This window comes from Erythrobacter sp. (genome assembly GCF_024305245.1).
GTDB lineage: Bacteria > Pseudomonadota > Alphaproteobacteria > Sphingomonadales > Sphingomonadaceae > Erythrobacter.
The window spans coordinates 118,478-132,725 of record NZ_JAMWYX010000003.1; the positions used below are offsets into that span (position 1 = coordinate 118,478).

At 65.3% G+C, this 14,248-nt stretch carries 16 protein-coding genes; 8 read left to right on the forward strand and 8 right to left on the reverse strand.

Features of this window, described 5'->3' with window-relative positions; genetic code table 11:
- Nucleotides 1-71: 71 nt before the first annotated feature.
- From Q0L48_RS05305 to Q0L48_RS05330, 6 genes are all read right to left on the reverse strand, one after another.
- A complete protein-coding gene (locus Q0L48_RS05305) occupies nucleotides 72-668 on the reverse strand; it encodes a hypothetical protein (RefSeq protein WP_296718130.1) in 597 nt (198 codons plus the stop codon).
- A 244-nt stretch (nucleotides 669-912) separates the two neighbouring features.
- Entirely contained in the window at nucleotides 913-2,103 is a 1,191-nt protein-coding gene (locus Q0L48_RS05310; RefSeq protein ID WP_296718132.1) for a CCA tRNA nucleotidyltransferase, read from the reverse strand.
- Entirely contained in the window at nucleotides 2,093-2,713 is a 621-nt protein-coding gene (locus tag Q0L48_RS05315; protein ID WP_296718135.1) for a CoA pyrophosphatase, read from the reverse strand. Before Q0L48_RS05315 ends, Q0L48_RS05310 begins: the two co-directional genes overlap by 11 nt.
- 2 nt (nucleotides 2,714-2,715) lie before the next feature.
- Nucleotides 2,716-3,270 (reverse strand): DUF1285 domain-containing protein, encoded by a 555-nt coding sequence (locus tag Q0L48_RS05320; protein WP_296718138.1) that lies wholly within the window; start codon nucleotides 3,268-3,270, stop codon nucleotides 2,716-2,718.
- Between the two features lie 53 nt (nucleotides 3,271-3,323).
- The gene (locus tag Q0L48_RS05325; protein ID WP_296718141.1) at nucleotides 3,324-3,869 is read right to left on the reverse strand and encodes a GNAT family N-acetyltransferase; all 546 of its coding nucleotides are present in this window, start codon (nucleotides 3,867-3,869) and stop codon (nucleotides 3,324-3,326) included.
- On the reverse strand, nucleotides 3,866-5,026 hold the full coding sequence (locus Q0L48_RS05330) for a PQQ-dependent sugar dehydrogenase (RefSeq protein ID WP_296718149.1): 1,161 nt from the start codon (nucleotides 5,024-5,026) through the stop codon (nucleotides 3,866-3,868). The genes Q0L48_RS05325 and Q0L48_RS05330 overlap by 4 nt, the downstream gene beginning before the upstream one ends.
- On the opposite strand from Q0L48_RS05330, the gene Q0L48_RS05335 reads away from it, so the two are divergent.
- From Q0L48_RS05335 to folP, 3 genes are all read left to right on the forward strand, one after another.
- Nucleotides 5,025-5,648 (forward strand): ribonuclease HII, encoded by a 624-nt coding sequence (locus tag Q0L48_RS05335; protein WP_296718152.1) that lies wholly within the window; start codon nucleotides 5,025-5,027, stop codon nucleotides 5,646-5,648. The two genes, Q0L48_RS05330 and Q0L48_RS05335, sit on opposite strands and share 2 nt — an antisense overlap.
- 242 nt (nucleotides 5,649-5,890) lie before the next feature.
- On the forward strand, nucleotides 5,891-7,045 hold the full coding sequence (locus tag Q0L48_RS05340) for a site-specific DNA-methyltransferase (RefSeq protein ID WP_296718153.1): 1,155 nt from the start codon (nucleotides 5,891-5,893) through the stop codon (nucleotides 7,043-7,045).
- Nucleotides 7,046-7,062: 17 nt separating this feature from the next.
- A complete protein-coding gene (gene folP, locus Q0L48_RS05345) occupies nucleotides 7,063-8,175 on the forward strand; it encodes a dihydropteroate synthase (protein ID WP_296718156.1) in 1,113 nt (370 codons plus the stop codon).
- Between the two features lie 116 nt (nucleotides 8,176-8,291).
- Here folP and Q0L48_RS05350 read toward each other — a convergent pair whose 3' ends face one another.
- Together Q0L48_RS05350 and Q0L48_RS05355 are read right to left on the reverse strand one after the other, a co-directional pair.
- Nucleotides 8,292-9,062, reverse strand: coding sequence for an SDR family oxidoreductase (locus tag Q0L48_RS05350; RefSeq protein WP_296718159.1), 771 nt, complete (start codon nucleotides 9,060-9,062; stop codon nucleotides 8,292-8,294).
- A gap of 31 nt (nucleotides 9,063-9,093) precedes the next feature.
- Complete coding sequence (locus Q0L48_RS05355) at nucleotides 9,094-10,539, reverse strand: sigma-54 dependent transcriptional regulator (protein WP_296718162.1); 1,446 nt, start codon at nucleotides 10,537-10,539, stop codon at nucleotides 9,094-9,096.
- Nucleotides 10,540-10,809: 270 nt separating this feature from the next.
- Here Q0L48_RS05355 and Q0L48_RS05360 point away from each other — a divergent pair, with 270 nt between their 5' ends.
- From Q0L48_RS05360 to Q0L48_RS05380, 5 genes are all read left to right on the forward strand, one after another.
- Nucleotides 10,810-10,932 carry an aa3-type cytochrome c oxidase subunit IV gene (locus tag Q0L48_RS05360; RefSeq protein ID WP_296718165.1) on the forward strand — a complete coding sequence of 41 codons (123 nt, stop codon included), beginning with the start codon at nucleotides 10,810-10,812 and terminating at the stop codon, nucleotides 10,930-10,932.
- Between the two features lie 12 nt (nucleotides 10,933-10,944).
- Nucleotides 10,945-12,069, forward strand: a complete 1,125-nt coding sequence (locus Q0L48_RS05365) for an NAD(P) transhydrogenase subunit alpha (RefSeq protein ID WP_296718166.1) — start codon at nucleotides 10,945-10,947, stop codon at nucleotides 12,067-12,069.
- 3 nt (nucleotides 12,070-12,072) lie between these two features.
- The gene (locus Q0L48_RS05370; protein ID WP_296718168.1) at nucleotides 12,073-12,354 is read left to right on the forward strand and encodes an NAD(P) transhydrogenase subunit alpha; all 282 of its coding nucleotides are present in this window, start codon (nucleotides 12,073-12,075) and stop codon (nucleotides 12,352-12,354) included.
- Between the two features lie 63 nt (nucleotides 12,355-12,417).
- The gene (locus tag Q0L48_RS05375) at nucleotides 12,418-13,815 is read left to right on the forward strand and encodes an NAD(P)(+) transhydrogenase (Re/Si-specific) subunit beta (protein WP_296718772.1); all 1,398 of its coding nucleotides are present in this window, start codon (nucleotides 12,418-12,420) and stop codon (nucleotides 13,813-13,815) included.
- 28 nt (nucleotides 13,816-13,843) lie between these two features.
- Nucleotides 13,844-14,185: a hypothetical protein gene (locus Q0L48_RS05380; RefSeq protein WP_296718171.1), complete on the forward strand. Its 342-nt coding sequence runs from the start codon at nucleotides 13,844-13,846 to the stop codon at nucleotides 14,183-14,185.
- Nucleotides 14,186-14,248 lie beyond the last annotated feature (63 nt).

Consider the following 14,248-nt stretch of genomic DNA (forward strand, 5'->3'; position numbering starts at 1 on the left):
AACGAAAAACCGCGGCCACCTGTTATCGGTGACCGCGGTTTTGTTTGTCCCGTTGAAGGCGGGGAGCGTGCTTACATGGTGACGCCGCTTGCGGAATCGCCGTCATCCGACGTGGCCATTTCCGCTTCCTTGGCGCGGGCCTGTGCGGCGGTGAGGATTTCCGCGCCTTCGGGCACTGCGACGGTGTTCGCAGCAAGCTGCTCCGCCGAATAGAGCGCCATCAGCGCGCCTTCGGGGCTTACAGCGAAGGATTCGCGGGTCATGGTGACGATGCCGTTTTCGTTCTGGACGATCACGGCGTCTTCGCTGTCGATGGTGTAGACCATGCCTGCGGGCATACCGTCGGCGCTGACCACGGCTGCGCCTTCGACCAGTGCGGCGTCGCGCTTGGCATTGGCTTCGGCGACCTGCTGATCCATCATCGAATTGATCTGCGCCTGAGTGGCATTGATGCTCGGCCCGGTCTCACCGGTGCCGATCAGGTCGGCGGGAATCGGTGCCTTGTGCTTACCGGTGTCGATCGTGACGACGCCGTCCGCCACGGCTTCGACCGTGCCGATGGGATTGCCGTCGTTACCGTAAACGGTTGCGCCGACATCCTGCGCGAAGGCGACAGCCGGGGTGGTTGCAAGGAGGGTGGCAATCAGCGCCAGCTTCACGGATTTCATCAGATTTCTCCATCTGTATATTTCATCAAATCGATCCCGAGAGGAGGGACCGCTGGACGGACACGCAAGACCGCTGATCTCGAAAGGACAGCGGAAAAGGCCAGCACTGTCGGCCATGGGAAAGAGGAGCGCGTATGCAGATAATGCATGAACTCCTCTTAGGGTTCCTAACCTGCACCAAGGCTGTACGGCAACCCGGTTGTTGGCTGCGGCAAAGCAGCCTTTGTCGCGGATTCGGCGCGGCTCACCGCTGGAGGCTGGCCTCCGCCAATGCCTCGGCGAGCATTTCTTCGATCCGTTCGGAGCCGGGAAAGCCTTCAGCCACCCAGCGCTGCTCGACTATCCGCAATATGCGGGCCACCGCTGGCCCCGCGCTTACCCCGCGGGCGACGATCTGCCCGCCTTTGAGCGGAAGTTCCGGCACAGCCCAATCGGCCAGCCCCTGCGCATCGGCACCCAGCAACAGTAGTCGGTCTATCGCCAGCGCCGGGGAGAGGCGGTAGGCCAGCGCCCTTGGGTTCTCGCAATCATTCGCCGTCCGCTCGGCCGCGCTGACGAGCCGGTTTCGCTGGGCCTTGGACAGCCGCAGGCGCGCCGCGACCGCCTCCGCCACATCGGGGGAGGGCGGCAGCAGCGCCGCGAGCCGACGGACGGGATCGGGCGTGAAACCCTGCCCGGCTTCGGCAGCGATCAGCCGGGCGAGGGCGGCCAGCTGCGCGGCGCAGGCTTCGGGCAGGATCACGCCCAGCACCCCGCCAGCGCGCATCCGTGCAAGCGTGGCGTGCGGATCGGGCAGCGCCAGCAGCGCCAGCAATTCGGCGGCGATGCGTTCGCGGCTCAGACCCTTCAGCGTGTGGGCGAGGGCGGTGCAGGCTTCTTCGGCCGCTGCGTCAAGCTCTGCCCCGAAACGCGCCTGAAAGCGGTAATAGCGCAGGATGCGCAGGTGATCCTCGGCAATCCGTTCGCGGGCATCCCCGATGAAGCGCACCCTCCGCGCTGCCAGATCGTCGCGCCCACCGAAATAGTCGTCGATCGCCAGCGTTTGCGGGTGGGCGTAGAGCGCGTTGATGGTGAAATCGCGGCGCGCCGCATCCTCGCGCCAGTCGCCTGCGAAAGCGATGGTTGCGCGGCGGCCATCGGTGGTGACATCGCGGCGCAAGGTGGTGATCTCCACCGGCCCGTCCTTCAGGATCGCGGTGACGGTGCCGTGGTCGATCCCGGTGGGGACGGTGCGGATGCCCGCCTCGCGGCAGCGGTCGATCACCACATCCGGGGTGAGCAGCGTGGCGCAATCAACATCGCGCACCGGCTGTGCCAGCAGACTGTCGCGCACCGCCCCGCCGACCCAGCGGATATTGTCCGCGCCCAGTGCTGCAGTCAGAGCGGCGAGGCCCGCGCGTTTCGGCCAGTCGGCTTGGGCCAGATCACGCAGCATCGCGCAGTCCCTCCAGCGCGATCCGCCGCGCAAGATTGGCGATGATCGCCGCGGTCACGCCCCAGATCCGGAAGCCCTGCCAGTCCAGCTCCAGATAGCGCCGCGTTGCCCCGCGCCAGAACACCTCCTGCGTGGTCCAGCTATCGGGGGCGAGCAACAGCGAGAGCGGCGCCTCGAACCAGTCGGCGACTTCGATGGGATCGGGCCGCAGATCGAGCCCGGGCGGCACCACCCCCACCACCGGCGTGACGATGAAGCCGGTGCCGGTGTGATAGACATCGCTGGTGCCGATCACGCGCACCGCCTCACGCGGCAGGGCCAGTTCCTCCTCCGCCTCGCGCAGGGCGGCGGTGACGGCGTCTTCGCCCGGATCGAGCTTCCCGCCCGGAAAGGCGACCTGCCCCGGATGATCGCGCATCCCGCGTGGACGCTGGGTGAGGATCACCTGCGGATCATGCGGCACATCGGTAATCGCGATCAGCACTGCCGCAGGGGTGGCGCGGCCGCCGCGCGCGAATTGCTCATCGCTGAGCAGATCGGGAATGTCGCGCGCGTGGCCTTCCGCGAACAGGCGCGACAGCGGATCGAACAGGCTGGTCGCGGCGGCCATCGTCACGGCAGCAGCGAGAACCGCGCGCCCTGGCTTGCGATCTGCCAGCCGTTATTCTCGGCCCCTTCGGCGAGCGCGATCTCGGCCAGTTGCGCATAGGTCGAACGGTTGAGCCGCGCCTCGCAGCCGCGCCGGACGTGCAGGTAGAGCGCCGGGGTTTCGGCATCGCCCGCCGCGCGCAACGGATGGTCCGGCCCGGCGATCACGAGATCATCGGTGTTGAGGCGGAACGCCAGCGCATCATCGGCGCGCGCGCAATCGACCGCGATGAAGGCGGCATCCTCGACTTCGATCGAAAGTTTCTCGAACGGAGTGACCAGCCAGTGCTGCCCGGCCTCGTCGCGTGTCAGCAGCCCGGCAAAGGCGCGCACCATCGCCTCGCGCCGGATCGGGTCGCCTTCGTGATACCAGGTGCCGTCGGCTGCGATCCGCATCGCGCTGTCGCCCGATTTCTGCGGCGCCCAGCCTTCGACAGCGGGCAATTTGCGCGCCGCGACAAGATCGGCGATTTCGGCCAGAGTGAGTTCGGCAAGATAGGGGGGTGGTTCGTAGGGCATGATGTGTTCAATGCGATGCCAGAAGCAAGAGTTCCCGCCAAGAGGCTAAGGCGTCAACCTTCCCACGGCCCCAGCATGCCTTCACCCGGCATCGCCGCCAGTGCCGGCCCGCGCGCCAGCAGTCGCTGCGGCTCATACGGGCCGGGACAGCGCCAGCCTCCGGTCATCGCGGCGGAAAAGCCCCAGCGCCCGTAATAATCGGCATCGCCGATCAGCATTTGCGGCAGCGACCGCGCCCCCCCTTCGCTCGCCAGCCGTGCATCTTCGGCGATCATTGCGCTCATCAAACCGACGCCGAAGCCTTCGCCCTGCCGTTCGGGCACGACGGCGACCGGGCCGACCATCACCAGCGGCACCTGACCCTGCCGGGTCTGCAGCGCAATCGGCCAGCACTGGATCGTGCCGACCAGCAGGTCTTCCTCGTCGAGCGCAGCGAAGCTCAGCGCCGGTAGCCACGGCATGCCTTCGCGGATTCGATAGGCGGTGCGGGCGTGGCGATCCGTCCCGAAGGCACGGTCGAGCACCGCCTCGATCATGGCGGGCTCGACCGCTTCGAGCGGGATCAGCGTGGCGCTGGCGGCAGGGGCGGCAGCGGTCATTGTGGGGTGAGTTTCAGCACCTGACCATCCTCGCCATCCTCGGCGATCCAGATCGCGCCGTCGGGGCCTTGTTCGATCGAGCGCAGGCGCTTGTCGAATTCGTAGCGGGCAACCTCGCTTGCATTCTCGCCGTCGATGGCGACGCGCACCAGCGATTGCGAGCCGAGGCCGGGGATCAGCGCCTGACCCTGCCATGCATCGAACATCTCACCCGAATAGATGATCATGTCGCCCGGCGCGATCACTGGGTTCCAGCTGAGCGCAGGCTTGGCAAAGCCATCATCCGCCGAATGATCGGGGATCGGATCGCCGTTGTAATGTTCGCCATTGGAACGCACCGGCCAGCCGTAATTGGCGGCGCGCTGGACGAGGTTGAGTTCGTCGCCGCCCGCCGGGCCGTGCTCGACTTCCCACAGCCGCCCCTGCGAATCCCAGTCCATGCCGAGGATGTTGCGGTGGCCGTAAGACCAGATTTCCGCAGTCACGCCACCCTTTTCCGCCATCGGGTTGCCCGCAGCAGGCGTGCCGTCGAGGTTCAGGCGCACCATCGTGCCGAGCGTGTTGGAGGTGTCCTGCGAAGGCTGCATCTTCTGCCGCTCTCCGCTGGCGATCCACAGATGCTGGCCATCGGGTGAGATACCGAGGCGGTGCGAATAGTGGCCACGCCCGGTGACCTTGGGGGTCTGACGCCAGATCACGTCCAGCCCTTCGATGGTGCAGGATTCGGCCTCGCCGCATACCAGCGTGCCTTTGCCGACCACGGCGCCGCGGGTGTCGCCGTCCCCTGCTTCGGCCCAGCTCAGGTAGATTGTGCGGCGCTCGAGCGTGTCGGAGGATTCCGACGGTAGGAACGCGATGTCGCCAAGCCCGCCCTGGCCGCCGTAATCCACATCCGGCAACCCGCTGACCGTGCCTATGGTGCCGCTGGCCGTCTCGAGAAACTTCATCGTTCCCGATTTCTCGGTCACGAACAGCACCGGGGTGCCGGGCGCGAACTCGATCGCCCAAGGTTCGTTGAATGCACCCATTTCCGCGACCGCGAACGGCGTGCCTTCGGCAGCGACGGGTGCGCTTTCCCCGGTTTCCGCATTCGCGCAGCTTGTCAGCGCGAGGACGGACAGGGAAAACGGGGCAAGGAGTCGGGACGAACGGATCATGCTAGGGATTACTCCGGGTTTCACGGTCACGGACGGGGCACTCGTCATCGGTGTCGACGAGGCCGGCCGTGGGCCGCTGGCCGGGCCGGTGGTGGCCGCGGCGGTTGTTCTTGGCCGATCGATACCTGCGGGGCTCGACGATTCCAAGCGCCTTTCCGCAAAGCGCCGCGCCGTGCTGGATACCGCCATCCGCGCCAGCTGCTGCTGGGCGGTGGCGGTGGTCGAGCCGGAGGAGATCGACCGGATCAACATCTTTCAGGCGACCATGCTTGCGATGACCCGCGCGGTCGCCAATCTCGATGCCGCGCTGGGCGGCGCGCGCTGCGAGGTGCTGATCGATGGCAACATGACCCCGGCGGGCCGGCGCAGCGAATGGTGCTGGCCGGCGCGTGCAATCGTGGGCGGCGACGGGATCGAACCGTGCATCTCCGCCGCGTCGATCATCGCCAAGGAATGGCGCGACCGGCTGATGCTGGAGGCGTCGGGTGCCTTTCCCCACTACGGCTGGGAGCGCAACAAGGGCTATGGCACGCCCGAACACATGGAAGCGCTGCGGCTGCACGGCGCAACCCCGCTGCACCGCCGCAGCTTCGCCCCGGTGGCACAAGGCCAGCTGATCTGATCGGAAAAACCGCATAGCGGAATGGCGGCGGGTGAGTCCTTCGCGCCACACCGCTGCATGTCGAGTCCTGCCAAGGTGCGGGGACTCAACATCTTGTGCCGGTCCTGCTTCGTTCCGCTTTGGAGCCACCGCATTTACGACCTGTAAACCATAACCGGCGCATTATTAGACGCTTGACGCGGACTCCTCAAAGACTCATGCCTGTGGATAAGTTGCAAGCAGAACAGGCGAGGTCAATTCCGGTGAGCGTGATAGAAAAGACGAAGTTGCAGGCGAAAAGCGCTGTAAAGGCGCGAAAAATTGCGCCTGCGCTCGATCTGCCGCGTGATTTGCCCCTGGGCCGTATCCTGCCGGGTGACTGCATCGAAGCGATGCGTTCGCTGCCCACCAACAGTGTCGATCTGGTGTTCGCCGATCCGCCCTACAACCTCCAGCTTGGCGGCGATCTCAACCGCCCGGACGGCAGCCATGTCGATGCCGTGACCGATCACTGGGACCAGTTCGACAGCATGGCGGTGTATGACAAGTTCACCCGCGAATGGCTGACCGAGGCGCGCCGGGTGCTCAAGCCCGATGGCGGGCTGTGGGTGATCGGCAGCTACCACAACATCTTCCGCGTCGGCGCGATCCTGCAGGATCTGGGGTTCTGGATCCTCAACGACATCGTCTGGCGCAAGACCAATCCGATGCCCAACTTCCGTGGCACCCGCTTCACCAACGCGCACGAAACGCTGATCTGGGCGAGCATGGGGGAAAAGGCCCGCTACCAGTTCAATTACCGCGCGATGAAGACGCTGAACGACGAACTCCAGATGCGGTCCGACTGGGTGATGCCGATCTGCGCAGGCGGCGAACGGCTGAAGGAAAACGGCAAGAAAGCCCACCCGACCCAGAAGCCCGAAGCGCTGCTTTACCGCGTGCTGCTGGCGACCACCGAAAAGGGCGACGTGGTGCTCGATCCGTTCTTCGGCACTGGTACCACCGGCGCGGTCGCCAAGCGGTTGGGTCGCGAGTGGATCGGCTGCGAGCGCGAAGATTTCTACCGCGAGGTCGCGGCCAAGCGCATCGCCAAGGAACTCCCGCTCGATGAAAGCGCGCTCACCACAATGCAAACCGCCCGGTCAGCGCCGAAGGTGGCGTTCGGCGCGGTGGTCGAGGGCGGGCTGATCCCGCCGGGAACACAGGTGTTCGATAAAAAGCGCCGCTGGATCGCCACGGTGCGCACCGATGGCAGCCTGGAATGCGGCGGCAAGACCGGGTCGATCCACGGGCTGGGCAAGGAATTGCAGGGCGCGCCAAGCTGCAATGGCTGGGCGTTCTGGCATTACGAAACCGGCGCCGATGTTCAGCCGATCGACGCCGCGCGCCAGCTTTACCTGCTGGCGAGCGAGGACTGATCCGTGCAGCCAAAGCCATGACCGGCAACGTCTATCTCCACCCGATCACGCTCGTTTCCGGCCCGCAGGCGGTTGAGGGCGATGCCGTGCGGCTGGGCGGCAGCATGGTCTATGCCCGCGAATTCGCGCTGGTGCTGCGCGACGAAACCGGCGCGGCGACCCGCATCGTGACCACCGCCGCCGGAATGCCCGAGGCCATTGCCCGCCTGCCCGACACAGCCGCGCGCGAAGCCGAGCGGCAGTGGGCCAACATCAGGAAAACCCACGTGCCGCTGCAACTGGGCACCCGTACCATCCGGCTGGATCAGCCGCAGGTGATGGGAATCCTCAACGTCACGCCCGACAGTTTCTCTGACGGCGGGCAGCATGAGGATCTGCAGGCCGGGCGCGATCATGCTGCGGCGATGCTGGAGGCGGGCGCGTCGATCATCGACATCGGCGGCGAAAGCACGCGGCCCGGCGCTGCGGCGACGTTCGAGGACGAGGAAATCCGCCGCGTGGTTCCGGCCGTGGAATATTGCGCCGCAATGGGCGGCGCGATCAGCGTCGATACCCGCCGCGCAGGCGTGTTGGCCGCCGCATTGGCAGCGGGCGCGCATATGGCAAACGACGTGTCGGCGCTGCGCTATGACCCGCGCAGTATCGAAGTGGTGGCCGAGGCCGCGTGCCCGGTGGTGCTGATGCATGCCCCCGGCGCGGGCGAGGATCTTCACGCAGGTGCCAAATATGCCGACGTGGTGAGCGAGGTGTTCGACTTCCTCAAACTTGCCCGCGACCGCGCGATTGCGGCGGGGGTGGCAGAAGCGCGGATCATCTGCGATCCCGGCGTCGGCTTCGGCAAGTCGCTGGGCGAGAATCTCGCGCTGATCAACGCCCTGCCGCTGTTCCATTCGCTGGGCAGCCCGATCCTGCTGGGCGCCAGCCGCAAGCGGATGATAGGTGCGCTGTCTACCGAGGAAGCCGCCGGGCAGCGGCTCGCCGGTTCGATCGCTCTGGCGGTGAAGGGAATGGAGGCAGGCATCCATCTGCTGCGCGCCCATGACGTCGCCGAAACGGTGCAGGCGCGCAACGTGTGGCGCGGGCTGAAGGACGCAAGCCTGACCGACTTTTCGCAATTGCCGCCGCTGTAAAGCCAAGGCTTACCGCCGGGCGCGTCCGCGGGGATGTCTGCAGAGCAATGTTCTCGAAATGTTTCACGTGAAACATTTTCGGCCATGTTGGATTTGCGTTTAAAAACGCCTTAAGTTCAAAGGGTAAATCCGCCGTCGGACACCATCACGTGCCCGGTAATGTTGGAAGCCGCATCGCTCAGCAGGTAAAGGATGCTGTCGGCCATTTCCTCTGACGTGGCAAAACGGCCGAGCGGCGTGGTCTTGGCCATGGCCTTGATCGTCGCCTCGCGGCCGATTGCTGCGACCGAAGCTGCGAAGTCCTCGCCGCTTTCCCAGATCGCGGTATCCACTCCGCCCGGTGCAATGGCGTTGACGCGGATGCCCTTGCGCGCGCTTTCCATGGCCGCGATCCGCGCCATGTGGGCGACCGCTGCCTTGGATACGCCATAGGGGCCAATGCCCGCGACCGGCTTAATCCCGGTGACGGACGCGACGACCACTGCGCTGCCGCCCTTTCCAGCCATCGCCCGCAGTGACGCGGCCAGCGTCAGGAACGCGCCGTCTAGGTTGACCGCCATGACGCGGCGCCACTCGGCCAAGGAAATCTCCGCAATCGCTCCGCCTGAACCGATCCCGGCATTGACCACCGCATGATCGAGGCCGCTCATCTGCGGTTCGAGCGATTGCCACAACGCCTCGTCCGCGACGCTGCCGGTGATGCGCTGCACCGCGCATCCGGAATGTTCCGATAGGTCGAGCGCATCCAGCCCTGCGCCATCGACATCGACCAGATACAGCCGCGCCGCACCGCGCGCCGCCAGCGCCCGCGCGCAGGCCGCGCCGATCCCCGATGCTGCCCCGGTCACGAGCGCGCTGCGCCCGGCAAAGTCCTGAATAATTGTCATGCCATCGGGCTAGGCCCGCAAGGCTCGCCGATCAAGCCGCGTTGTCGATGCCCAGATCGGAAAGCTTGCGATACAATGTCGAGCGCCCGATGCCGAGCCGCCGCGCGACTTCGGTCATGCGCCCGCGATAATGCCCGATGGCGAGGCGGATCACGTCGGCTTCGATATCTTCCAGCGGGCGCAGGTTGCCGTCTTCGGTGTAGAGCATGATGCCCACGCCTTCATGCGCGCTGGCGATGGTGACGCTGCCCTGCTCGCCCAGCATCTCGGACAATTGCGGGAAGCTGTCGGCTGTCAGCGTGTTGCCTTCGCAATAGACCGCAGCGCGGAACAGGACCGATTGCAACTGGCGGACATTGCCCGGCCAATCATAGGCAGCCAGCAGCGCCAGCGCGCTGTCGGATACCGAAAGATGCAGAAGGCCCGGTTGTTCGCCGATCCGGGCGAGGAAATGGCGGGTCAGCGCAGGGATATCGCCGGTGCGTTCGCGCAAGGGCGGCAGGTGGATGCGGGTCGCCCCCAGCCGCTCGGCAAGGGCGGCGTCGAAATGGCCGCTTTGCACCAGCCGGTCGAGCCCGGCATTACTCGTCACCAGCAGCCGCACGTCGACACGAAAGCCATAGCTCGCGCCCACAGGGCGGATGATGCCGCTGCTCAGTGCTTCGGCCAGCCGCTGTTGCAGCGCCGGGGTCAGCCGGTCGATATCGTCGAGGATCAGGGTGCCGCCGTCGCAATGCTGGAACGCGCCGATCTGGCGGTCGAAGGCACCGGGGAAGCTGCCGGGCTCGTGTCCGAACAGCACCGATTCGATCGAACCAACGGGCACGCTGGCAAGATTGATGATCCGCAGCGCTTCCTTGGTGCGCGGGCTGGCCCCGTGCATTGCGCGCATCAGCATTTCCTTGCCGGTGCCGGTTTCGCCTTCGATCAACACATGGCCCTGACCGCGCGCGGCCTTGGCGGCCTGCGCCAAGGCGGTGCGGAATTGCGGGGCGGTGCCGATCATCGCATCGAAATCGAGGCTGGCCGACATCTTCTCGGTCAGCGGGGCGAGCTCGTCGCGCGGGGATTCGCGGGTGGTGACGCTGCGCAGGGCTTCCATCAACCGGTCGGGCGATACCGGCTTCACCAGATAATCGCTGGCCCCTGCGCGCATCGCTTCGACCGCAAGCAGCGGCGATGCACTGGTGGTAAGCATCAGGATCGGCAAGGCTGGGCGGCGGGATTTCAGTTCGGCAATCAGCGTGCAGGCGTCATCGCCCGGCACCCACTGATCGAGCAGAATGGCGGAAAGCTGCATTCCTTCGCGCGTGCCGAGCATGGCAATCGCGGTTTCGGCATCGGGCGCGACGATCGTGCGCCATCCGTGGCGCGCTGCGATCGCAGTGATCAGCCGCGACTGGGCAGGCTCATCATCGATCAGCATCACGATTCGCGCGTCGCTTTGTGCCTCGGGGTGGCAATCAATATCCGCCATCAGACATGTCGCTCGCTTTTCCTGGGGCCGAACCAATATGTTCCGGACTGACACAAGCCTTTCCATAGGACGCGTGGGTAAAGACGGGATTAAGGCTGTTGTGCGGGCTTGCCGGACCGCGGCAGTGTGCGGCATGCTGCCTGTTGTTAATGGTGACTTGAGCGCAGCGCCTTGCTCCGATACGGGAGCAGGCAGAAAATCCGCCGCGGCCGGTTTTGCTGCAACCAATCGGCGCCTGCGGTGTTCAGGAACCCAAGGGGAAGAGACGAAATGACCTCTCACGACATGAAAAAGGCCGAGGCGACCTATGGTGGCTTCATGAGCACGCTCAAGTGGGCTGTGCCGGTGATTGCGGTGATCGTTGCGATCGTCGTCATGCTGATCGCCGATTAAGGCGCGGCGGGGGTGAAAATCGCAATCCTGAAGGAGCGCGCGTCGGGGGAGACGCGCGTTGCCGCCACGCCGGAAACGGCCAAGAAATTCGCAGCCCTAGGCCTGACGGTCGCGGTGGAGGCAGGGGCAGGGGTGATCGCTTCGATCACCGACGATGCCTATGCCGAAGCGGGCGTAACGCTTGGCAATGCGGCGGCGACGGTGAAGGATGCCGATATCGTGCTGGGCATTCAGGCGCCCGATGTGGCGCTGTTGAAGGGCGCGAAGCCCGGTGCCTGGGTGGCGGCTTTGTTCGATCCGTTTACGAACCGCGCGGTGGTGGATGCCTATGCCGCCGCCGGTTTCGAGGCGTTGAGCATGGAATTCATGCCGCGCATCACCCGCGCGCAATCGATGGATGTGCTGTCCTCGCAGTCGAACCTTGCCGGATACAAGGCGGTGCTGGCAGCCGCGGATGTCTATGGCCGCGCCTTTCCGATGATGATGACGGCGGCTGGCACAGTGCAGGCTGCGCGCGCCTTCATCATGGGTGTGGGCGTTGCGGGCCTTCAAGCGATTGCGACTGCCCGCCGGTTGGGCGCGCAGGTTTCCGCGACCGACGTGCGCTCGGCCACCAAGGAACAGATCCAGTCGCTGGGTGCGAAGCCGATCTTCGTGGAAAATGTCGCGGGGATCGAAGGCGAAGGTTCGGGCGGCTATGCCACCGAAATGAGCGAGGAATACCAGAAGGCGCAGGCCGAACTGGTGTCCAGCCACATCGCCAAGCAGGACATCGTCATCACCACCGCGCTGATTCCGGGCCGCGCAGCCCCGCGGCTGATCACCGATGCGCAGATCGCGACGATGAAGCCGGGCAGCGTGATCTTCGATCTCGCCGTGGCGCAGGGCGGCAACGTCGAAGGTTCTGTGCCGGATCAGGTCGTGGTGAAACACGGCGTCAACATCATCGGCTTTTCGAACACGCCTGCGCACCTGCCCGCCGACGCATCGGCGCTGTTCGCACGCAACCACTACAACTTCCTCAGCGCCTTCTGGGACAAGGAGGCTGGCAAGCCGATGCTGGACGAGGAAATCGGGGGCGCGATCCGCCTGACGCAGGGCGGGAAAGTCGTGAACGAACGGCTTCTGGGGGCTTAAATCATGGATTTCATCTCAATTCTCAGCATCTTCGTGCTGGCCTGCTTTGTGGGCTATTACGTGGTCTGGTCGGTGACCCCGGCGCTGCACACCCCGCTGATGGCGGTGACCAATGCGATTTCGTCGGTGATCATCGTCGGCGCGCTGATCGCGGCGGCCGAGGCGCAGAGTCCGGTAGCAAAATATCTCGGCCTGTTCGGGGTGGTGCTTGCCAGCATCAATATCTTCGGCGGGTTCGCCGTGACGCAGCGCATGCTCGCGATGTACAAGAAAAAGGGGAAGTAAGAGATGAGCTTCTCCATCCTTGCCGCCGGAGCTTCCGGCGAAGGCGCAGTGCCCGCATGGGCAATGCTGGCCTATCTTGCATCGGGCGTGTTCTTCATCCTCGCGCTGCGCGGCCTCTCCAGCCCGGCGACCAGTCAGGCGGGCAACCGCAATGGCATGATCGGCATGGCGGTGGCGGTGATCACGACGCTGGTCACCCACGAGATCGCCAACATAATCGAAATCGCCATCGCCATTTTCCTTGGCGCGATCATCGGTGTCACCGTGGCGCGGCGTATTGCCATGACGGCGATGCCGGAACTGGTCGCGGGCTTCCACAGCCTCGTCGGTCTGGCGGCGGTCGTGGTGGGCTTTGCCGCATGGCTCAACCCGGCGGCGTTCGGGATTACAGATAGCCTTGACCAGATCCTCGCGGTCAGCCGCGTGGAACTCGGCCTCGGCATTGCGATCGGGGCGATCACGTTCTCCGGCTCGATTATCGCGTTTCTCAAGCTTTCGGGCCGGATGGGCGGTTCGCCGATCATGCTGCCGGGGCGGCATGTCATCAATCTCGGCACGCTGGTGGCGATCATTGCATTGATCGGGCTCTACACCGTCTCGCCCGATGGTGGCGCGGGTGAGGGCTGGATGATCCTGGCCATCGCACTGCTGGCCTTCATCATCGGTTTCCTGCTGATCATCCCGATCGGCGGGGCGGATATGCCGGTCGTGGTGTCGATGCTGAACAGCTATTCGGGCTGGGCAGCGGCGGCGATGGGCTTCACGCTCGGCAACAGCGCGATGATCATCACCGGCGCGCTGGTCGGAAGCTCCGGCGCGATCCTCAGCTACATCATGTGCCGCGCGATGAACCGCAGCTTCATTTCGGTGATCGCGGGCGGATTCGGCGCAGCACCCGAAGCGGCAGGGGCAGGCGGCGCGCGCGAACAGCGGCCCTACAAGCAGGGCAGCGCGGAAGATGCGGCCTACATGCTCGAACAGGCGGAATCGGTCATCATCATCCCCGGCTACGGCATGGCGGTGGCGCAGGCCCAGCACGCGCTGCGAGAGATGGGCGACAAGCTGAAGGAAAAGGGCGTGGACGTGAAATACGCCATCCACCCCGTTGCGGGCCGGATGCCAGGGCACATGAACGTGCTGCTCGCCGAAGCCAGCGTGCCTTACGATGAAGTGTTCGAACTCGAAGACATCAACTCCGATTTCGCGCAGGCCGATGTCGCCTTCATCATCGGCGCGAACGATGTGGTGAACCCTGCGGCGAAGACCGACAAATCCTCGCCGATCTACGGGATGCCGGTGTTCGATGTCGACAAGGCCAAGCAGGTGTTCTTCATCAAACGTTCGATGGGCGGCGTCGGCTATGCCGGAGTCGACAACGACGTGTTCTACATGAACCAGACAGTGATGCTGCTGGCCGACGCCAAGAAGATGGTCGAGGAAATCGTCAAGTCGCTCGACTGATGCAGGGCGCCCGGATAAAGGCGTCTGCATGAGAAAGCTGCTGATCGGGATCGTGCTGCTTGGCCTGCTGGTGGGTGCTGCGGTCTATGCCGGGCTTGCCAATCCGGTGCTCGAATGGCGCGTAAAGAGCGCGCTGGTCGAGGCCGGTATCGGCGAGGCCCGCGCCGAGTGCATGGCCGGGCGCATGGTCGAGCGGCTTTCGCCGGCGCAATTGTGGAACCTGCAGCAGGGCATGGCCGCGCTGGCGGATGAGCCTGCAGGCGGTTACAGCCTCGGCGAACTCGTCAAGCGGCTCGACCGCGTCGGCGATGGCGAGGCGGTTGCCGTGCTCACCACCAGTGCGGGGCTCTGCGCGCTGGGGGTAGGCTAGGGCGCGATCGGCTGACGCGCCGCTTGCTTTTCCCGCCCGCCTTGCGCCAGAGTGCGCGGCGGA